This is a genomic window from Clostridium drakei (genome assembly GCF_000633595.2).
In the GTDB taxonomy this organism is placed as follows: domain Bacteria; phylum Bacillota; class Clostridia; order Clostridiales; family Clostridiaceae; genus Clostridium_AM; species Clostridium_AM drakei.
This window is the reverse complement of the sequence record NZ_JIBU02000041.1, coordinates 1-21,104: the sequence shown is the minus strand read 5'-3', so window position 1 is coordinate 21,104 and position 21,104 is coordinate 1. Positions and strand designations below refer to the sequence as shown.

At 28.9% G+C, this 21,104-nt stretch carries 22 protein-coding genes, 2 tRNA genes, 1 other RNA gene and 2 other annotated features; of the genes, 24 read left to right on the top strand and 1 reads right to left on the bottom strand.

Annotated features, from left to right (window positions below; genetic code table 11):
• The first annotated feature begins 26 nt into the window (after nt 1-26).
• The 23 genes from EG57_RS0218875 (at nt 27) to serC (ending at nt 18,354) form a co-directional block, all read left to right on the top strand.
• Nucleotides 27-1,079 (top strand): HlyD family secretion protein, encoded by a 1,053-nt coding sequence (locus EG57_RS0218875; protein ID WP_032078699.1) that lies wholly within the window; start codon nt 27-29, stop codon nt 1,077-1,079.
• Between the two features lie 8 nt (nt 1,080-1,087).
• The gene (locus EG57_RS0218870; RefSeq protein WP_242859884.1) at nt 1,088-2,242 is read left to right on the top strand and encodes an ABC transporter permease; all 1,155 of its coding nucleotides are present in this window, start codon (nt 1,088-1,090) and stop codon (nt 2,240-2,242) included.
• Nucleotides 2,239-3,462 carry an ABC transporter permease gene (locus tag EG57_RS0218865; protein ID WP_242859883.1) on the top strand — a complete coding sequence of 408 codons (1,224 nt, stop codon included), beginning with the start codon at nt 2,239-2,241 and terminating at the stop codon, nt 3,460-3,462. Before EG57_RS0218870 ends, EG57_RS0218865 begins: the two co-directional genes overlap by 4 nt.
• Before the next feature lie 723 nt (nt 3,463-4,185).
• Complete coding sequence (locus EG57_RS0218860) at nt 4,186-4,632, top strand: MarR family winged helix-turn-helix transcriptional regulator (protein WP_032078696.1); 447 nt, start codon at nt 4,186-4,188, stop codon at nt 4,630-4,632.
• A 137-nt stretch (nt 4,633-4,769) separates the two neighbouring features.
• The gene (locus EG57_RS0218855) at nt 4,770-5,945 is read left to right on the top strand and encodes an SAM-dependent methyltransferase (RefSeq protein WP_032078695.1); all 1,176 of its coding nucleotides are present in this window, start codon (nt 4,770-4,772) and stop codon (nt 5,943-5,945) included.
• Between the two features lie 40 nt (nt 5,946-5,985).
• Entirely contained in the window at nt 5,986-6,423 is a 438-nt protein-coding gene (locus EG57_RS0218850; protein WP_032078694.1) for a nucleoside deaminase, read from the top strand.
• Nucleotides 6,424-6,426: 3 nt separating this feature from the next.
• Nucleotides 6,427-6,518: transfer RNA gene (locus tag EG57_RS0218845), tRNA-Ser, on the top strand.
• A 219-nt stretch (nt 6,519-6,737) separates the two neighbouring features.
• Nucleotides 6,738-6,827: transfer RNA gene (locus EG57_RS0218840), tRNA-Ser, on the top strand.
• A gap of 11 nt (nt 6,828-6,838) precedes the next feature.
• Nucleotides 6,839-7,104, top strand: an RNA gene (gene ffs, locus EG57_RS25960) — signal recognition particle sRNA large type.
• Nucleotides 7,105-7,220: 116 nt separating this feature from the next.
• Complete coding sequence (gene dnaX, locus EG57_RS0218835) at nt 7,221-8,846, top strand: DNA polymerase III subunit gamma/tau (RefSeq protein WP_032078693.1); 1,626 nt, start codon at nt 7,221-7,223, stop codon at nt 8,844-8,846.
• A 56-nt stretch (nt 8,847-8,902) separates the two neighbouring features.
• Nucleotides 8,903-9,244: a YbaB/EbfC family nucleoid-associated protein gene (locus EG57_RS0218830; RefSeq protein WP_032078692.1), complete on the top strand. Its 342-nt coding sequence runs from the start codon at nt 8,903-8,905 to the stop codon at nt 9,242-9,244.
• 56 nt (nt 9,245-9,300) lie between these two features.
• Nucleotides 9,301-9,897, top strand: coding sequence for a recombination mediator RecR (gene recR, locus EG57_RS0218825; protein ID WP_032078691.1), 597 nt, complete (start codon nt 9,301-9,303; stop codon nt 9,895-9,897).
• 60 nt (nt 9,898-9,957) lie between these two features.
• Nucleotides 9,958-10,230 (top strand): YaaL family protein, encoded by a 273-nt coding sequence (locus EG57_RS0218820; protein WP_032078690.1) that lies wholly within the window; start codon nt 9,958-9,960, stop codon nt 10,228-10,230.
• 118 nt (nt 10,231-10,348) lie between these two features.
• Nucleotides 10,349-10,609 carry a pro-sigmaK processing inhibitor BofA family protein gene (locus EG57_RS0218815; RefSeq protein ID WP_029162304.1) on the top strand — a complete coding sequence of 87 codons (261 nt, stop codon included), beginning with the start codon at nt 10,349-10,351 and terminating at the stop codon, nt 10,607-10,609.
• A gap of 183 nt (nt 10,610-10,792) precedes the next feature.
• Entirely contained in the window at nt 10,793-11,485 is a 693-nt protein-coding gene (sfsA, locus tag EG57_RS0218810; protein ID WP_032078689.1) for a DNA/RNA nuclease SfsA, read from the top strand.
• Nucleotides 11,486-11,600: 115 nt separating this feature from the next.
• Entirely contained in the window at nt 11,601-12,158 is a 558-nt protein-coding gene (locus EG57_RS0218805) for an NAD(+) diphosphatase (protein ID WP_032078688.1), read from the top strand.
• A 96-nt stretch (nt 12,159-12,254) separates the two neighbouring features.
• Nucleotides 12,255-12,941: a beta/alpha barrel domain-containing protein gene (locus EG57_RS0218800; protein ID WP_032078687.1), complete on the top strand. Its 687-nt coding sequence runs from the start codon at nt 12,255-12,257 to the stop codon at nt 12,939-12,941.
• Between the two features lie 59 nt (nt 12,942-13,000).
• Complete coding sequence (locus EG57_RS0218795; protein ID WP_032078686.1) at nt 13,001-13,777, top strand: EFR1 family ferrodoxin; 777 nt, start codon at nt 13,001-13,003, stop codon at nt 13,775-13,777.
• Complete coding sequence (locus EG57_RS26765) at nt 13,774-13,929, top strand: hypothetical protein (protein WP_032078685.1); 156 nt, start codon at nt 13,774-13,776, stop codon at nt 13,927-13,929. The genes EG57_RS0218795 and EG57_RS26765 overlap by 4 nt, the downstream gene beginning before the upstream one ends.
• 174 nt (nt 13,930-14,103) lie before the next feature.
• Nucleotides 14,104-14,289 (top strand): hypothetical protein, encoded by a 186-nt coding sequence (locus EG57_RS0218785; protein ID WP_032078684.1) that lies wholly within the window; start codon nt 14,104-14,106, stop codon nt 14,287-14,289.
• 107 nt (nt 14,290-14,396) lie between these two features.
• Nucleotides 14,397-14,600: a binding site (T-box leader), on the top strand.
• 42 nt (nt 14,601-14,642) lie between these two features.
• Nucleotides 14,643-14,847 (top strand) — a binding site (T-box leader).
• Between the two features lie 207 nt (nt 14,848-15,054).
• Nucleotides 15,055-15,984 (top strand): D-2-hydroxyacid dehydrogenase, encoded by a 930-nt coding sequence (locus tag EG57_RS0218780; protein ID WP_032078683.1) that lies wholly within the window; start codon nt 15,055-15,057, stop codon nt 15,982-15,984.
• Between the two features lie 18 nt (nt 15,985-16,002).
• On the top strand, nt 16,003-17,253 hold the full coding sequence (locus EG57_RS0218775) for a DUF1015 domain-containing protein (protein ID WP_032078682.1): 1,251 nt from the start codon (nt 16,003-16,005) through the stop codon (nt 17,251-17,253).
• Between the two features lie 18 nt (nt 17,254-17,271).
• Nucleotides 17,272-18,354 (top strand): 3-phosphoserine/phosphohydroxythreonine transaminase, encoded by a 1,083-nt coding sequence (serC, locus tag EG57_RS0218770; protein WP_032078681.1) that lies wholly within the window; start codon nt 17,272-17,274, stop codon nt 18,352-18,354.
• Nucleotides 18,355-18,396: 42 nt separating this feature from the next.
• On the opposite strand, the gene EG57_RS0218765 is transcribed toward serC, so the two are convergent.
• On the bottom strand, nt 18,397-19,557 hold the full coding sequence (locus EG57_RS0218765) for a class I SAM-dependent methyltransferase (RefSeq protein ID WP_032078680.1): 1,161 nt from the start codon (nt 19,555-19,557) through the stop codon (nt 18,397-18,399).
• Between the two features lie 165 nt (nt 19,558-19,722).
• On the opposite strand from EG57_RS0218765, the gene EG57_RS0218760 reads away from it, so the two are divergent.
• Nucleotides 19,723-20,658 carry a GNAT family N-acetyltransferase gene (locus tag EG57_RS0218760; RefSeq protein WP_032078679.1) on the top strand — a complete coding sequence of 312 codons (936 nt, stop codon included), beginning with the start codon at nt 19,723-19,725 and terminating at the stop codon, nt 20,656-20,658.
• The last annotated feature ends 446 nt before the right edge of the window (nt 20,659-21,104 follow it).

Here is a 21,104-nt window from a genome sequence, read left to right as displayed (position 1 = left end):
ATATTAGTTGGTTTAGGAGGATTTATATGAAAAGAAAAAAAATTGCAATAGTATTAGCTCTAACAATTACAACAGGTTTGTTTTCAGGATGTAGTAAGAATGTTGTTTTAACAGGAGATAAAATAGTAAAACAGCAAAGCAACAACTTAATTGTTCAAGGAAACATAGAAACTAAAGAAGTAAATATAAATTCAAAAGTTGCAGGAAAAATAACAGCTATAAATATAGCTGAAGGTGATAGCATAAAAAATGGACAGGTTCTAATAACTATAGATAATAGTACACTAGTTGCAAAGGAAGCTCAATCAAAAGCTCAAATCGATGCAGCTACTGGACAAGTGAAAGCAGCAGAAGCAGCAAAATCAGCAGCACAAGCACAACTTCAGAAGGCTCAAAATGGAGCAAGACCAGAGGAAATTGCTCAAGCTAAGTCTCAATACGATTTAGCGAAATCTACGTATGATAGAGTAAATGGATTGTTTAGTAAAGGTTACGCAGCTAAAGAAGATTTAGATAAAGCTAAAACAGCTATGGATGTGTATGAAAAGCAATATGATGTTGCTAAAGATGGAGCAAGAACTGAAGATATAGCAGCACTGCAAGCACAAGTAAGTCAAGCTGATGCAACAATACAGGGATATCAAGCTCAAATTAAACAAGCTGAAGGTGGACAAAGTGAAGTACAAACCTACATTAATGATACAACAATCACAGCACCAGCAGATGGAATTGTAAATCAGTTAAATGTAGAGGTTGGTGAATTAGTGTCTACAGGAATGCCTCTTTTAGTAATGACAAATACAACTGCACCTTGGATTGAGTGTAATGTAAAAGAAACAGATCTTTCAAAAGTTAAGCTAAATGGAGAAGTGTCTGTAAAACTTTCTAGTTATCCTAATCAACAATTTAAAGGTAAAATAGTTAGAATCAATAAGGATGCTGATTTTGCAGTTAAAAGGGCAACAAATGATAATGGGGAATTTGATATACTATCCTATGGAGTTAAAGTTGAATTAATTGATATGAATAAACCACTTCATGCAGGAATGACAGCCTTTGTTGATTTTGGAAAGAAGTGATGATCATCATGAAAGAAAAAATATTAAGATTTAAGTATATGATAATTCCTATTTTAATGTTTCTTATACTTGGAGTTGGAGGGTCTATTGTTTTAGCACTTGAATTTAGTGCTCATTCACTTAGTAAAATTCCAACTGTTATTGTAGATCATGATAACTCTTTATCAACTCAAGCTTTCGTTAGGCAAATAAAGACAAATTCAAAATTTAATGTAGTTCAATATAGTCAGACTGATAATGATGTTAAAGATTTAATAGACAAAGGAAAAGTAGCTATAGGATTTATTATTCCTGAACATTTTTCAAAGGACTTAATTGATGGGAAGAATCCCCAAATTATGGTTATTTATGACGGGGCACAAATGGCCATGACTTCTTCTAGCAGAACAAGAGTTGCACAGATCCTTGGTACCATTAAATCAGCATATTTAATAGGTGTAGCAGAGGGAAAACTTGGATTAATGCCAGAAGTAGCTGCAAATTATATCAATCCAATACGTTATAATTCCAGGGTTATAGGAAATCCTACTGAAAATATGTTTAATTTTTTCATTCCAGGATTTGCAATTAATACTATTCAAGTTGGGATGATTATAGTTGTAATTTTATCAATAAACAAAGGTAATAGTTATAAAAAAATATGGATTAAAGGTATTATGGTTGGACTTTTAGCATCAATTTCAGTTCTCATTATACATGTAATTTATTGCAAATATTTTGGTTTGCCTTATAGGGGCTCTGTTGGAGCAGGAATTATCTTGACTATTATTTTTTGTATTGGAATGACATTTGTGGGAGTACTTTTAAGTATTTTGTTTAATGGAAATAAGATAGATGCACTAGGTTTAGCAGGTCCAATGGCTATAACTCTATTTTTGGTTGGATACACGTTTCCAACTGTAGCAATGCCTGCTATTATTCCTATGATAGCTAAGTATATTCCATTTTACTACTATGCCATACCTCTAAGAGATTTATCACTTATTGGCGGAAATTTTCAAGATAACTTATCTAATATATTCTGGCTTACTAAATTTATGATTTTCATGTGGGTTACTACATTCCTTTTATATAAAATGAAAGAGACTAAAAGACTTAAAAATATTAGAATAAACGAGAAAAATAGTATCATTAATAGTCAAGATGCAGAGGTGATAATATGATGAAGAGTTTTTTAAAAATATTAAAAGAAGAAAAAAGTCCCTTACTTAAGACTATTATACTTACTATTGTAGCAACACTTATTTTTGGATATGCCATGTCTAACCCTTATATAGATAATATTCCCTTTGGTGTAGTTGATAAAGATAACTCAAATTTGTCAAGAACTGTTGTACAACAGCTTAAAATTAATCCAGGTTTAAATGTTAATTATTATGCAGATTCAGATACTGAACTTGAAAAAGCAATAAAAGATCGTAGAGTAAATGGAGGTATAATAATACCTAAGCATTTTGAAAAAGATGTAAATTCGGCAAAGTCACCTAGTGCTCTAATAGTAATAGATGGAACTAGTCTTCCTAAAGAAGCCAGTATTTTAGGATACGCTAGTCAGGTTTTAGGTACGATAAATGCTGGTGCTCAAATAAATGTTCTTCAAGGAAATGGTATGGTTCCATACCAATCCAAACAAGCTGTTTTAAACTTTTCTTATGGTGAACGTATACTTTATGAGCCGCAAAGTAGTTATCTTAGATATTTAATTTATACTTTAATACCTTTAGTTAATCAAGGTTTTTTTGTACCAGTACTTTTAGTACCTGCTTTAATGAAAAAGAAAGAGCAATTTGCACGTATTAAGATGTGTTCAAAAGAAGGTGTAAAAGCTGTAATTGGTCTTATAGGAACAATATTACTATATTCTACTATATGTATAATATTAATTTTCACTTGCTTATGTATTGTTGATAAATTATTCGGTGTACCTCTTCGCGGTGATATATTAATATATATTGTTTTAATGAGTTTATTTTTTATTAACCTTACAGCTATGGGATTAGTTTTTACATCATTTATGGATAATCTAGGCCATTTTATACTATTGTTTAATTTGATAAATATACCTATATTTCTAACTTGTGGTGTTATATTTCCAGATTATCTACTGCCAGCTGGAATGCCTGAGGTTCTCAATAATGTGTGGCCATTCAGACATATGACTATGGGATTAAAAATGTTAAATTTAAAAGGATTAGGCTGGGATCTCATGCTTCCTTATTTAAAAAATGAGCTTAAGTTTGGTGCATTTTGGTTACCAATAGGACTTGTTATGTATTCAGCTAGAATTGCTTTTATGAAACATAAAAATAGTAAAATGCTACATGAAGATATTTTACAAAAAGATATAGTACAAGAAGATATGATAGAAGAAGGTGTAGTATAATTTTAGATTATAGACCATATAAATTTAAATTATAAATAAAAAAGCAACTATTATAAATACTAATATTGATACTAAGAAAGGAGATGTTTAATAATGGAAGCGGGTGTAAGAAATAAACTAGTAGGTAAAATTGAAGAAATAAAATCTGATGCTGTTATGGCTCAGATAAAAATGTCAGTTGATGGATGAACTGACTCTCCTATCGTTACGTCTGTAATGACTAAGGAAAGTTTAGAGGATACTGGATTTAAGAAAGGTGATAGGATTGAAGCTTTAGTTAAGGCTATTAATGTTGTTTTTGTGAAACATTAATTTATAAAGCATAATTCTAGAAGGTATGCTATAGTTTTGTGATTGAAACTATAGTATATTTTTTTATCTATTTAAATGGTGAAACTTACTTTACATTTTGTTAAATAGAAAAATAATATAAAAAGTGTCAAATGAACAAAAAAGTATTTTAAAGAATGAGAAATATAGTAAAATAATCAGAAAATAAAGTAGTTAATATATCGAAATAGCTGATATAGTAGTGAATTTGCATAAAACTAGTATGGTTGATAAATAATCACAAAGTACTATAATGAAATTAGTAAATATTAAAAAATAATTACTATATTAATTGTACTTGGTGTATCGGTGTTTTAAAATACTTGCATAAACAAGTATTTGGGAATATAATTAAATGGTGATATATTACATATTTTAAAAAGAGGTGGTTACTTGGAAATAAAAAACAATTCTGATATACAAAAACTTGGTCAGGTTTTAAATATGTGTTTTAGATTAATATCAAATCGTGTAAGTTCAAAGTTTAGATCTTGTGGATATGATATAACTCCAGAGCAGTATACAATACTAACATACTTATATGAGCATGGTGAATTACAGCAAAATCAAATTTCTAAACTTACAACTAAGGATGAACCAAGCATTTCTCGTATAATTAATAACATGATAAAGAATGATATTGTTAAAAAAGTACAGCATCCAAATGATAGAAGAACTAATTTGATTTGTTTGACAGAAAAATCAAAACAAATGAGACAAGCACTTTATAATGAGGCATCTATATTATTAGAAGAAGCATTGAAAGATATTCCTAAATCTGATATTGAAAATCTTTATGGTGTATTGAATCGTATTATAAATAATTTGAATAGAAGTTGATATTATACTTATAGTAATTTTCTTATTATGTAATTGCATAATAATATTTTATATAAAATTAATGATATAACTAATATATTTATCATATTAATTTAAATAGCAATGTTATATAAATAATGAAATTAGGAGGTAGTATTATGAGTATTGACAAGATATTTTACAAAAACCTATTTAAAAACTTATTTTCAGATACTTGTGAAGTAAGGTTTTGGGATGGAGAAGTAGAAAAATATGGTGAAGGTGAAAGTAAGTTTACGATAGTTTTTAATGAACACATTTCTAAAGCAGATATAATTAGAGATCCTTTCATTGCATTTGGAGAAGGATATATGACTAAAAAGTTAGATATAGAAGGAGATGTTCAAAAGGTTATCGAATCTTTGTATAATAATAAAGAAAGTTTTTTAAGTAATGGCAATAAATACATGGATTTAATTAAGAGAATGTCAAACACTGTTAAAAATAGTAGGGAATATATTCAACATCATTATGATATTGGAAATGATTTTTATAAATTATGGCTAGATAGTACAATGACGTATTCTTGCGGTTATTTTAAATCTAATGATGATTCATTAGAAACTGCTCAGAAAAATAAAGTTAAACATATTCTTAAAAAGTTATGTTTAGAAGAAGGACAAACTTTACTTGATATAGGTTGTGGATGGGGAGAATTAATCATTACTGCAGCAAAACAGTATAAAGTAAAAGCTATGGGAATAACTTTAAGTTCAGAACAATTTGCTAAAGTTAATGAAAGAATAAAAGATGAGGGATTAGAAGATTTAGTTCAAGTTAAACTTACAGATTATAGAGAATTAGAAAATGTAAAATTTGATAGAATAGTTAGTGTAGGTATGGTAGAGCATGTAGGAAAAGAACATATTGGAGAGTATTTTAATTCAGTAAATAATCTATTAAATGAAAAAGGTGTTTCTATGCTTCATTGTATTACAGCTATAGGTGAAGGTGGAACTAATACATGGATAGATAAGCATATTTTTCCAGGGGGATATATACCTTTAGTTAAGGAATTAATTGATAATATGACAGAATATAAATTTTATTTAAATGATGTAGAAAGCCTTAGAAGACATTATGGAAGAACTTTAGAGCATTGGTCAAGAAACTTTGAAAATGCATTACCTGAAATAAGAAAAACAAAGGATGAAACTTTCATAAGAATGTGGAGATTATATTTAAATGCTTGTGCAGCATCTTTTAATTGTGGTAATATTGATATTCATCAATTTTTATTTGTAAAAGGTGTAAATAATGAATTGCCATGGACTAGAGAATATATGTATGTATAATTTTATATCATTTTAGTTAATAATTGTAGGGGTATGTTTTATGAAAAATTTCATGGGAGAAGCTATAAAAGAAGCAGAAAAATCATTGATTTTAGGGGAAGTACCAGTAGGAGTTGTTATAGTTAGAGATAATATTATAATAGCTAAAGCTCATAATTTAAGGGAAACTTTGCAGGATCCATTAGCTCATGCAGAAATACTTGCCATAAAAAAAGCTTCACAGTATACTAACAATTGGAGATTAAGTGGATGTAGTATGTATGTTACTTTAGAGCCATGTCCAATGTGTGCAGGAGCTATACTTCAGTCTAGGATAAGTAAGGTATACATAGGAACATTTGAGCCTAATACAGGAGCTTGTGGTTCTGTAATAAACATACTTCAAAATGATAATTTGAATCGTTGGACTAATGTTTACTGGAACTATGATAAAAAATGTAGTAGTATATTAGAAGAATTTTTTAGTAAAAAAAGATAATATGGAGAGATGTCCGAGTGGTCGAAGGTGATTGACTCGAAATCAATTGTACGGTTAATACCGTACCGGGGGTTCAAATCCCCCTCTCTCCGCCAAAATAGAAGAAATTACCTAAAAGCCTTTAATTACTAGACTTTAGGCATTTTCTTTACATATTATAATAAGTTTTGATATAATACAAAATATAGGATAGTAAAACTTTTAGCAAAAGTATTGAATTATACAAAAATTAATAGTATAATAATGCTTGTTCTGATATTGGTTTAAATGTCTGAACATTGTAATTTAATATTTTTTATGAGTAAATCAATTATGGAGAGGTGTCCGAGTGGTTTAAGGAGCACGCCTGGAAAGCGTGTGTAGGGGAAACTCTACCGGGGGTTCGAATCCCCCTTTCTCCGCCATTTAATCTTTGTCGTGCTAGATGGGGAGATAGCGGTGCCCTGTAACCTGCAATCCGCTATAGCAGGATTGAATTCCTTGCTTAGGCTATAAAATGTGGGGTCTGGCCCATAAAAGTGGCGTTGAGAACTGGGTCCCACGCAACGAAAACTCATGAACCCCGTCAGATCCGGAAGGAAGCAGCGGTAAGTGATCATTTTCGTGTGCCGTGGATAAACCTGGTTTGAGTTAACTATATGGGTAACGCTCATATTTTATTAGACGAAGCAAGGTGCACGACTTTAATAATGACTTGAATAAAGATACCATATGGTGTCTTTTTTTTATTATATTAACTATTAAGTGCTTATTAATGTATAATATAGGTAGTTAGAAAGTTAGAAGAAGGTGATTTAATGGCTTATACTGCATTATATAGAGAATGGAGACCTAGAATTTTTGATGATGTAGTGGGACAGAAACATATAACTGTTACATTAAAAAATCAAATAAAGAATAGTAGAATAGCACATGCATATCTTTTTTCAGGCACAAGAGGTACAGGAAAAACTTCTACAGCTAAAATTTTAGCTAAAGCAGTGAATTGCACAGATTTAAGAGATGGAGAACCCTGTAATGAATGTGATATGTGTAAAAAGATAAATTCAGGAATTTCTATTGATGTTATAGAAATGGATGCAGCATCTAAAAGACGCTTGGAGGATATAAAGGATGTTATAGAAAATGTAAAATATCCACCTCAAGAGGGTAAATATAAAGTATATATAATGGATGAAGTACATATGTTAACGGCTGAAGCAGTAAATGCTTTTTTAAAAACACTGGAAGAACCGCCTTCAAATGTTATATTTATACTTGCTACAACAGATCCACAAAAACTTCCAGTTACTATACTTTCACGATGTCAGAAATTTGATTTTAGGAGAATAAAAAGTTCAGATATTTTTAGTAGAATGAGGGATATAGTTAAAGAAAAAGGCGTTTTTGCAGATGATAGAAGTTTAAATTTAATAGCTAGAATGAGTGATGGTGCTATGAGAGATGCCTTAAGTATATTAGATCAAGCAATATCCATGGGTGGTGGAAAAGTAGAATATGAGTCAGTTGTAAGTATGCTTGGACTTGTTACTAATGAAAATATGATAAAACTTGCAGATAGTATAATAGATAAAAATGTGGAAGAATCAATGAAGGTAATTGATGATATAGTTCTTAGTGGTAAGGATATTTATAATTTTATTAGAGATATGATTACCCATCTGAGAAATCTTTTAATGGTAAAGGTCTCTAAAGAGCCTGAAGAAATATTAGATATGTCTGAAGAAAATATAGAACTTTTGAAAGAGCAATCTAAAAAAATAAAATCAGAAGAAATTATGAGAAATATAAGAATACTTCAGGATGCAGAAGAACAATCAAAATGGACGAAACAAAGTAGGATATATTTAGAATTGGCAGTAATAAAGATGTGTAAAATAGAATATGACACTTCAAAAGAAGTTATACTTGCAAGGTTGAATAGATTAGAAGAAGCTGTAAGATTAGGAGAAATAAAAGTTTCTTATGAAAGAAACATTCCTAAAGTAACAAAGCATGAAGTAAAGAAAAGTATAACTAAAAAGGATGCAGTTAAGGAAGCAACACAGCCTGTAATGGAACAAAATGTTTATTCAAAGCTTACTGTTGATATAGTGAGGAGAAGTTGGAAGGATATATTGGAAGCTTTTAAAAGTAAACGATATATGGTTTTATTTGCAGCATTAACTACAGGTCAAGTTGATGCATGTGATAAAGGAATAATAACTATTGGATATGACAAAGATTATTCTTTTAATAAGGAAAGATTAGAAAAAGATGAAAATAGAAAAATTGTAGAAGCTATATTTTCTGAGGTATTGAAGGAAAAGGTAAGAGTACAGTATCATATAGATTTTGAAAATATTAATGGTATAAATGATTCACCAGAGCAAGTAATTAAAGATACTTTTGGAGAAGATATAGTAGAAATAATAGATGAATAAACAAAAAAATATGGTATAATTGAAATTATGTAAAGTGAATTAAGGAGGAATTGATTATGGCAAAAGGTGGATTTCCTAATTTCGGTGGAGGAAACATGAATAACTTAATGAAGCAAGCACAAAAGCTTCAAAAGCAAATGGAAGATATGCAAAGTGATTTAAAAAATAAGGAATTTGAAGCAACAGTTGGCGGTGGTGCAGTAGTTGCAGTAGCAAATGGCAAAAAAGAAATAATTGATATAAAAATAAAGCCTGAAGTTGTTGATCCTGATGATGTAGAAATGCTTCAAGATCTAGTTTTAAGTGCATGTAATGAAGCATTGAAAAAGGCAGAAGAAGAAACTGCTTCAGAAATGAAAAAATTAACAGGTGGAATGAATATGCCAGGTATGTTTTAAAAAATATGAAAAACCCCATCTTTTAAAGATGGGGTTTTAAGTTGAGGTGAAAAAAGGTGGATTTTTATCCAATTGCAATAGAAAAGCTTATAGAAGAGTTTGCTAAACTACCAGGGATAGGGTATAAAACAGCACAAAGATTAACAATTCATGTTTTAAACTTACCTGCAGAAGAGGTTAAAGAATTTGCTGAAGCTTTAATTAAAGCTAGAGGAACAATAAAATATTGTTCTATATGTGGTAATTTCACAGATAATGATCCTTGTGCAGTATGCTCTAATCCAAATAGAGACAAAAGTACTATATGTGTTGTAGAACAACCTAAAGATATTATAGCAATAGAAAGGGTTAAGGAGTTTAATGGAGTTTATCATGTTCTTCATGGAAATATATCTCCTATGGCTGGAAGAGGTCCTGAAGATATAAAATTAAAAGAACTTATTAGAAGAATAAATGGAGAAGTAAAAGAAGTAATAGTAGCTACAAATCCTAATATTGAAGGAGAAGCTACTGCTATGTATATATCAAAAATATTAAAACCATTAGAAGTTAAAGTGACCAGAATAGCACATGGTATTCCTATAGGGGGAGATCTTGAATATGCAGATGAGGTAACTTTAGCTAAGGCTATAGAAGGAAGAAAAGAGATATAATGAATATTAAACCTATTTTGTGTCAATTATTATAATTACTACACAAAATAGGAGGTTTTTATGAATAAAAAAGAAATACTTGCACATATAACTGGAAAGAATGTGTATACTGAAGAACAAAAGCGATTATTGTATGCAATAGATAAAGCAAGGGAAGATTTGAAAAATGCAGTAGAATATTTTGAATTAGTTAATGACCCTAGGCTTGTAGATTATGCTATATATATGGAGGAAGCAGCAAAAGCAAAATATGCTTATTTATTGAATGAAGCGAAAAAGAGTAATTTAAAGGTTATTTCCAGTGATATATTGAAGGAAGTAAAGGTAGGATAATTAAAATAAAAGAAATAAAAGTAAAGACTTTTTTAGTTTTTACTTTTCATTTTTTATTAATACTTTTATAATATAAGAATATAAATTTATTAATAACAAAGTTTTGGGGGAGAAAATTATGGATTTTCAATATATAGGATATTTCTTAATTGCCATTTTAGGATTATACATATTAGTAAAAATATTTTCCTGGCCTTTAAAGATATTATTCAAACTAGTAATTAATGCGGTACTTGGAGCTGTATTACTTATAATAGTTAATATAATAGGGAGTTATTTTAATTTTTACATAGGAATTAATGCTATAACAGCACTTATTGCAGGATTTTTGGGAATACCAGGTGTTATATTTCTTATTATTTTTAAATTATTTTTATAAAGCTATTTAGCAGCTAAATTATTAGTAGAACACTATTAGTTTTAGTTGCTATTTTTATATGGACATGTATATACATAAAAAATAATAAAATAAATTAATTCACAGAAAATAATAAAAAAACGAAAGGTTTGTGGATAAGTTTTAAGAACATGTGAACAAAATTAAAAAATTGGAGATGGTATATTGATTATAAAGAAAAATATTATAAAATCAGAATTTATTAATAGACCTAACAGGTTTCAAGCTTATGTAAAGATAAATGGAGTAGAGACTATGGTTCATGTTCCTAACACAGGAAGATGTAAAGAAATTTTAATACCAGGATGTACTGTAATACTTAGGCAAGAAGACAATCCTAATAGAAAAACAGCCTATGATTTAATAGCAGCATATAAAGGAGATGCATTAATAAATATAGATTCACAAATACCAAATAGAGTAGTTGAAGAAGCATTAAATGATAAAAGAATAGGATTACTTAGTAAATATAGTAAAGTACAAAGAGAAAAAACTTTTGGTAATAGTAGATTTGATTTTAAGCTTACAGATGAATTGGAAAATGAATGCTACGTTGAAGTTAAAGGAGTAACTTTAGAGGAGGATGGAAAGGCAATGTTTCCTGATGCACCTACGGAAAGAGGGAAAAAACATTTGTTAGAACTAGTAGAAGTAAAAAAATCTAACAAAGATGCAGCAATAATATTTCTAATTCAAATGGAAAATATAAATTATTTTTCACCAAATGATACAATGGATAAAGGTTTTTCAGATGCCTTAAGATTCGCAGAAAAAAATGGAGTTCATGTAATGGCTTATGATTGCAAGGTTGGTGAGAACTTTATAACCTTACATAAGTCTATAAATGTTAAACTTTAATTGATATATTTTAATTGAATAGGTAACTATATAATTCTATAATATAATTATATATAAAAGCGCAAACTGGTGTTAAGTAAAGGAGGTGAAACTGCTCTTATAGGAGTGGTGTTTTATGAAATTTAAATATTGTCCAATTTGTGGACGAGAGTTGGAAGAAAAATATAGCTGGGATGAGGGGGGAGTGCCTTATTGTTCAGTAGACAAAATTATGTATTTTGATACTCCTAAGCCTTGTATTATAGTCGCCATAATAAAAGAAGATAAAATATTATTATTAAAACAAAGCTATATATTTAAGAATTCTAAAGTCCTATTATCTGGATATGTTACTAATGGCGAAAGTGTAGAAGAAACAGTTCATAGAGAGGTTTTTGAAGAAGCTGGACTTAAAATAAAAAATTTAAAATATTTAGGCAGTGAATGTGTAGAATCAAAAGAGATAATAATGCTTACTTTTATGGCAGAATATGATAGTGGAGAGATAAATAAGTCTTCTGAAGTGGAATGGGTAGATTGGCATCATATTGAAGATGCTTTATGTGAAATGAGTGAAGATAAAATAGGTAGAAATATAGTAAAAAAAGTATTAAAAGAAATGGGATATAATGGAGAAAAAGCATATAGGTGCGAAATTGATAACTGTAATGATGAAATATTTCGATTAAAGTAATTATGTAGTTTGCAAATGTAAATAATTATATGTTAATATAAGGTAATATAATGTAATATAAATAGTAGTTTATGATGCGAAAAAGGAGGGGATGCTATGACAAAATATATACCTGAAATTAAAGGTATATTAAGAAGACATATGATTGAAGTGCCTAATGTTATTAGAGAAGCAAGTGGGATAAGGATTTTTGGTAAAAGGCTGAAATCATTTTTGTTTAGTACGGATGTTGCAGTTATAAAAAATACCAATGCAGATGCTGTTATTGCAGTATATCCATTTACACCTCAACCATTGATAACTGAAGCGATTGTACTATCAACTGATATTCCTGTTTTCTGTGGTGTAGGTGGAGGAATTACTACAGGTAGAAGAGTGGTAAATTTAGCATTAGATGCTGAATTTAAAGGAGCTATGGGAGTTGTAGTTAATAGTCCTACACCTAATGAAGTAATAATGCAAATGAAAGATACTATAGATATACCAATAGTTGTTTCTGTAGTATCTGAATATGAAGATATTTCAGCAAGAATAGAATCGGGAGCTACTATTTTAAATGTATCGGGAGCTAAAAGAACTGCTTATATTGTAAAAAAGATACGTCAACGATACCCTGAATTTCCTATAATAGCAACAGGGGGACCAACAGAAGAAGCTATAAAACAAACTATTGAAGCTGGTGCTAATGCTATTACGTTTACACCTCCTACAGCAGCGGAAATATTGAGTAAGATAATGGGTAGCTATAGGGAAAAATATGCTAGTGAACAAAATGGTGAATAGAAAAATTATGATTTCAATAGATAAATTATTTATAAAAAGTAAACATGTGGAGTTTTAATATGAAAGGTTTATTATATTATTTTAGTGGGACAGGTAACACCAAGTGGGTAGCAGATATATTAAAAAAACATTTTAGGAATAATAAAATAGATTTAGAGTTATTAAATATTGAAAAAGTTGATGAGATTAAGCTTAATCAACTTGATTTTTTGATAATAGGTTCTCCTGTTTATGCTGAGATGGAGCCGAAAATAGTAGATAATTTTCTAAATAAGCTTCCTATATGTATAAAAAATCTAAAGACAATTATATATGCTACTCAAGGTGGTAAATCATCATCAGCACCAGCTATAATAGCAAAAAAATTGAAAAATAAAGGATATAATATTTTTATTGAAGAATGTATAAAGATGCCTAATAATTATTATTTTTTATTAAATAAAGAGCCTAACATTAATGAATATGATAAAATTTTATATAATGCGGAATGTAAGGTGAAACTTATAGTTGAAAATTTTATAAAAAATAATAAATTAAAAAAAGAAAATTCTTTAATAAGAATAAAGTTAGGAAAAACATGTGGGAATTTTTTTAGAAGGATGATTCCTAAGATTTCGAAAAATATTACGGCTACATCAGAATGTACTAAATGTGGTATTTGTCTTACAAATTGCCCCAATGGTAACATAACATTTGAAGATGGAAAAGCAGTTTTTCATAGCAAATGCATGATGTGCTTAAGATGTATTTATGCATGTCCTGTAAATGCTATAAGATACAAAGGAAAAAAAATAAAACAAGTACAAAAAGATAGGATTAAGGAGGTAATTAAATGACAGTAGTGGACAAAAATTGTAATGTATGTCCTGAGCTTGGTAAGCAATGCCAAGGAAAAGCTGAAGATTGTATATGTAGAAGATGTCCAAGAAGTTTAGGAAAGTGTTTAATTACTAGGTATTGTACTGAAACAGAATCAATTTTAAATTAAGGAAAGAGCTTTTATAAAATTATTTTTTATAGAAGCTTTTTTATTTAAGAAATTTTAATTAAATTCTTTATAATTATTTTTTATTTTTAGTAATTTTATTTTTTATAATGGTAATAATATTGTTATGGTAACTTTGATTTACAAAATGATATTATTATTTTGGAGAGTGAATTTATGATTTCTTTAGAAGATAAAATGTTAGTAGCACAAAATTGCGAAGAATATAAACCTAAACATTATGTAAATATTACAAATATGAGTTATATGTCTAAAAATTGTAACTACTGCGTTAATTATAATAATGGTACTTGTAATAAAGAGTTATTTGATAAAATTGATAAAATGATAAAAACTAATTAGGTTAAATAAGAAGATTGTTAATAAATTAAATAAAAAATTTTTAAAATATATGTTGACAAAATATAATAATATAACTATAATAAAAAACAAGCAGTAAGAAAAAATGAATTTGTCCTATGAAGAGAATAGTAACATAAAGTAAATTAAAGAGAGTCAGTGGATGGTGAGAACTGATAATTGTACTTTTGTGAATCCGCCTTGGAGGATTATTACGATGAGTAATACGGCTAAAACCGTTATTTCAAGTGAGTGAGTCATACATTTAGTTGTGTGGCTAATAAGGGTGGCAACGCGAGTCAATCGTCCCTAGTATGGGATGGATTGGCTCTTTTTTTATAGCTAATTAAAATTTAATATATCCTATGAAGAGAATAGTAACAATAAGTAAATTAAAGAGAGTCAGTGGATGGTGAGAACTGATAATTATACTTTTGTGAATCCGCCTTGGAGGATTATTACGATGAGTAATACGGTTAAAATCGTTATTTTTAAGTGAGTGAGTCATATATTTAATTATGTGGCTAATAAGGGTGGCAACGCGAGTCAATCGTCCCTATGTGGATGGATTGGCTCTTTTTATTTACTATGTGTACTATAGCAATGCACAGTTTTGTATGTGTAATGCTTTACTGCTGTACATTTATAAATTGTATTTGGAGGTATTAAATGTGTATAAATAATTATTCATATTAGGATATGTAAGAATAAAGCAAGATGTAGATAAAATGTTAAAATTCAGGAATGAATAGAAGGGGGCTCTTAATAATGATAAAAATATTAGTTTGTGATGGAATGGAAAAGGATGCTATAGAAAAATTAAGAAATGATGGTTTTGAAGTTGTGGATAAACATTATGAAGAAGATGAACTTAAAGAAAAGGTAAAAGATTTTGATGTAATGGTGGTAAGATCAGCAACTAAGGCAAGAAAGCCATTAATAGATGAAGCTAAAAATGGGGAACTAAAGTTAATAATTCGTGGTGGAGTTGGAGTAGATAATATTGATGTAGAATATGCTAGAGAAAATGGCATCGAAGTTAGAAATACACCTAATGCGAGCAGTGCATCAGTAGCAGAGCTAGCTATTGGACACATGTTTGCTTTAACAAGATATATAAATATATCTAACATTACAATGAGAGATGGGAAATGGGAGAAGAAAAAGTATAAAGGTGTTGAATTATGTGGGAAGACATTAGGTCTTATAGGATTTGGAAGAATAGCTAAAGAAGTTGCTAAAAGAGCAGAAGCTTTAGGAATGAAAGTAATTTATACAGATAAATTAGGCAAAGCAAAAGGATATGATAAATATCAATTCTGTACTTTAGAAAATTTATTGAAAAAAGCAAACTTTATATCAATTCATGTTCCATTCAATAAAGAAGATGGTGCTGTTATAGGAGAAAAAGAATTTAAGCTAATGAAGGATGGAGTATACTTGATAAACTGTGCTAGAGGTGGAGTTGTTAATGAAAATGCTTTAGTTGAAGCTTTAAATTGTGGAAAAGTAGCAGGAGCTGGAATTGATGTATTTGAAAATGAACCAAATCCAAATCCAGAATTAATTAATAATCCTAGAGTTTGTGCAACTCCTCATATAGGTGGATCAACAGAAGAAGCTCAGGAAAGAATAGGAAATGAAATAGTAAATATAATTGAAGAAACTTTTGAATACGCTAATGCTGTTAATGCATAAAGAGAGGAGAGAAGTAAAATGGCAGTTTTAAACCCTTTTAAATCAGTAAGACCTACGAAAGAATTGGCAGCTAGGGTTGCTGCCCTTCCTTATGATGTTATGAATAGGGAAGAGGCAAAAAAAATAGTGGAAGGTAATGAATATTCTTTTTTACACATAGATAGGGCAGAAATTGACTTACCAGATAGTACAAATCCTTATGATAAAAAGGTGTATGAAAAAGCAAAAGAAAATCTAAATGGTATGATCGATAAAGGAATATTTGTACAAGATAACCAAGCATGTTTTTATATTTATAGACTTATAATGAATGGAAAAGCACAAACTGGTATAGTAGGATGTGTTTCTATAGATGATTATATAAACAATATAGTAAAAAAGCATGAACATACTAGACAAGATAAAGAAAATGATAGAATTAATCACGTAAATACTTGTGATTCAAATACAGGTCCGATTTTTTTAACTTATAGATATAACGATGAAGTTAATAACATAATAAATACATGGACTCAAAAAGAACCTTTATATAAATTTGTAGCAGAAGATGGAGTAGAACATATAGTATGGACTGTAAATGATAATAATGCTATTAACAGTATATCTGGACTTTTTAAGAACATAGATAATTTATATATAGCAGATGGTCATCATAGAGCAGCATCTGCTATAAAGGTTGGAATAAAAAGAAGAGAAGAAAATCCAAATTATAAAGGTGACGAAGAATTTAATTTCTTCTTATCAGTACTTTTCCCAGATTCTGATTTAAATATAATGGATTATAACAGAGTTGTTAAGGAACTTAATGGTTTTTCTAATGAAGAATTCATGGATAAAGTTTCAGAAAAATTTAATATAAGTATGTATGAAAAAGAAGAACCATATAAACCAGATTGTAAGCATACTTATGGGATGTATCTTGATGGAAAGTGGTATAAACTTGAAGCTAAAGAAGGGACTTATAATGATCAAGATATTGTTAAGAGATTAGATGTTTCTATTCTTCAAGAAAATTTGTTAAAACCAATTTTAGGAATTAAGGATCCTAGAACAGATGATAGAATAGATTTCGTAGGTGGTATTAGAGGACTTAAAGAGTTAGAGCGAAGAGTAGCAGAACAACAAGATGAAGGAGTAGCTTTTTCTATGTATCCACCTTCAATGGAAGAATTACTAGATGTTGCAGATGCAGGGGAGGTTATGCCTCCAAAATCAACTTGGTTTGAACCTAAATTAAGAAGTGGAATATTTATTCATAAGTTAAAATAAACAAGGGGGCTTTTTAAAATGTCAAGAGTATATAATTTCGCAGCAGGACCAGCTACATTACCAGAGGAAGTGCTTAGAGAAGCAGCAGCAGAAATGTTAGATTACAAAGGAACTGGTATGTCAGTTATGGAAATGAGCCATCGTTCTAAGGCTTTTGAGGAAATAATTGGGGATGCAGAAAAAACATTAAGAGAAATAATGAACATTCCAGATAATTATAAGGTATTATTTTTACAAGGTGGGGGATCTCAGCAATTTGCAATGATTCCTATGAACTTAATGAAAAATAAGGTTGTTGACTACATTAAAACAGGTCAATGGTCTAAAAAAGCAATAGCAGAAGCAAAAATATATGGAAAGGTTAATGTTATAGCTTCTTCAGAAGATAAGAATTTTACGTATGTACCAGATTTAAAGAATTTAAAGATTTCTGATGATGCAGATTATGTTTATATATGCCATAATGAAACAGTACATGGACTTAAATATAATGATATACCAGAAACAGGTGATAAAATATTAGTAGCTGACATGTCTTCAGATATACTATCAGAGCCTGTAGATGTAACTAAGTACGGACTTATTTTTGCTGGAGTTCAAAAAAATATAGGACCAGCAGGAGTTGTTGTAGTAATAATTCGTGAAGATTTACTTACAGATGAGGTATTACCAGGTACTCCAACTGTTCTTAGATATAAAATTCATGCAGATAATAAGTCATTGTATAATACACCACCAGCATATGGAATATACATATGTGGCAAGGTATTTAAGCTTGTTCAAAAATTAGGTGGCTTAGAAGCAATGAAGAAGAGAAATGAAGAAAAAGCTACTATATTATATAATTATCTTGATTCAAGCAATATGTTCAAGGGAACAGTTGAAAAGAAAGACCGTTCATTAATGAATGTACCTTTCGTAACTGATTCAGCTGAATTAGATGCTAAATTTGTAAAAGAAGCTAAGGCAGCTGGATTTGATAACTTAAAGGGACACAGAACTGTTGGTGGTATGAGAGCAAGCATATATAATGCTATGCCAATAGAAGGTGTTAAGGCTTTAGTAGAATTTATGAAGAAATTTGAAGCAGAAAATAAATAGGTCAGTTTTTTAAAAGGGGGTAAATTGTACCCCTTTTTACTTTTACCATTCATTTAAAAAGCCATATAATGCAGGATACACATTTAAGCTTGACATAAGATTAAAATATTCACTCATTAAATCTTCATCTTCTTCTTTAGTCTTCAATGCTCTTATCATAATATTTTTAGGTGTTTCCAGTGGAGAAATATATTCCACTACAGAAACGTCATAACCCTTAGCTTCAAGCATTAAAGCTCTCATGCCATCAGTTAGAATGTCAGCCATTCGAGATTTTAATACGCCATATTTTAATATATTTTTAAAAGGTTCGTATTTATATTGACTTAGAAATTCTTTTTGACAGCAGGGAACCGCAATTATGGCATCGGAATTCAGTTTTATTCCAGTAGCCAAAGCCATATCTGTAGCAGTATCACATGCATGAAGAGACATAACTATATTTATTTTATTTTTTGGTATATAATCCTTAATATCTATTGAATAAAAGTCCATGTTTCTATAGCCTAAGTTACTAGACATTTTTTTAGAGGTTTCTATCACGCTTTCTTTATAGTCAAGCCCTATAAAGTGGCATTTTATTTTTTTTACTTCTGTTAAATAATAGTTTAGTACAAAGCTTAAATAAGATTTACCACATCCACAGTCAAGTATGTTTATAACTTTGTTTCTAGGTAATTTAGTTAGCATTTCATCAAATAATTCTACATAATGATCTATTTGATTGTATTTTCTTATTTTATCGTTTTTTATTTTACCTTGGCTGGACATAATACCAATCTCTTTTAAAAGAGCATCAGCACTTCCAACTTTTATATAATAGTTTCTATTTAATAAAGTTGAGCTTTCATTAAACTCATTAGAAGATTCATCCTTTATATCTATGTTCTTCATTTTTACGTTTGTATTATCAGCTTCTATTAATATGTCAGTGCCTCTTTCACTATAGATTAAAGTTAAACTATCATAATTTAAAGCTTCAGTACAAACAATTTCTATTAATTTGTTTAGTGATATTGAATTAGTAGTACCATTAAAATTGAATTTAATGTTTCCACTATCATATTTTCCTATACCATTGAAGTTTTTTAAACCTGCTTTATAGGTGATTTTTATACCTTTAAATATATCTTTATTTTCACTGAACCTATTACTTAATCCTATTAAAAATAAGTTTAATTTAGCTACATTTTGTTTATTCATAAAAAACACATCCTTAATTTATCTATTTAAATTATATAAATAATATAAACATATAAATGCTAATTATCAATATTTTTAACTTAATATTATATGTTATAATATTATTTGTAATTTATATAAATATAAAATATGAAAAAGTACAGGCTTAAATTAGGAGAGGTTAATATGTTAAAGGAACAGTATGTTACTGTAGACTTAGTAAAAGGAAGTACAAATGAATATATAATAAGAGATAAAGATGGAATAACTATAGGAAGGGTATTCATTATTGAACTTTCAGATAAGAATAAATATTGTAGTTTTAGAATTAAATTTTATAAATCAGGAAGCTCAAGCTATGAGTTATTAAAGGAGTCTTTGGAAACATTCTTAAGATCTCTATTTAGAAATATGAATATATATAAAGTTAATGTCATGGCTGATGAAGAAATAAATATAATGGGATTTACAGATTTAGGATTCAAGCTAGAAGGCGTAATTTCTAACAGTATTATTAGTAATAATTTATATAAAGATGAAATTTTGTTTGGAATTGATTTCGACATTTTTAAAAATGGACACAGGTGTAGAGAATTAGATATAAAAGGTATTAATATAGGTATTTCAGTACTAACTCCTAATGATGCAGAAGATGTGTTTAGATATTACATGAAAAATGAAAAATATTTAAGACCTTTTGAACCTGATAGGGAGGATAATTTTTATACATTGCCTGTACAAAAAAGAAATTTAATTGAATCATATAAGCAGTTTTTAAATGGAGATAGCGTTAATTTTGGTGTTTATAAGAGTAAAAAACTTATAGGGAAAATACAAATATCTAATATAGTTATGGGTGTATTCAAAAGTGCATTTGTAGGTTATTCAATAGATGAAGATGAGCAAGGGAAAGGATACATGAAGGAAGCTTTAAGATTAGTATGTGAGTATGCATTTAATGAAATGGGATTACATAGATTAGAAGCATCTACATTATTAGATAATGAAAAATCACAAAGAGTACTTAAAGCTTGTGGATTTAAAGAGCTTGGTGTAAGTGAAAAGTATTTGTTCATTAATGGAAAATGGAGAGACCATAGAATTTTTTATAATGTAAAATAAAAAGATATAGATATTAATTGATATAATTTAAGATTTTTTTAGTTAAATATTACCAGAAAGGTCTTTTAAAGTTTTTAAATGAATAGCAAAATGCGTAAATAAAGTTTAAAATTTGTACAGATAAACAATAAACTTATCCTTGCGTATCTATAAGTGAAAAACTATGTAAATGGCAAGAATAATATAGCAATCAAAGAATAAACATCATATATACTAGTATTATGTAATATAGCATTATAAATTTATGATACAATAACACATGTCGCTTGAGAGAGTAGGCAGTTACTTAGAAAATCAAACATAAAAAAATGTGTTGACAACTTCTTAAGTAACATGGTATTATGTTAAAGCTGTGTGATGCAGCAAGCTTAACAAAAAAAGAATTAAAAAAAAGTTCTTGACAAGGTTAAGCAGACATGGTAAGATATAAAAGTCGCTGAGATGCG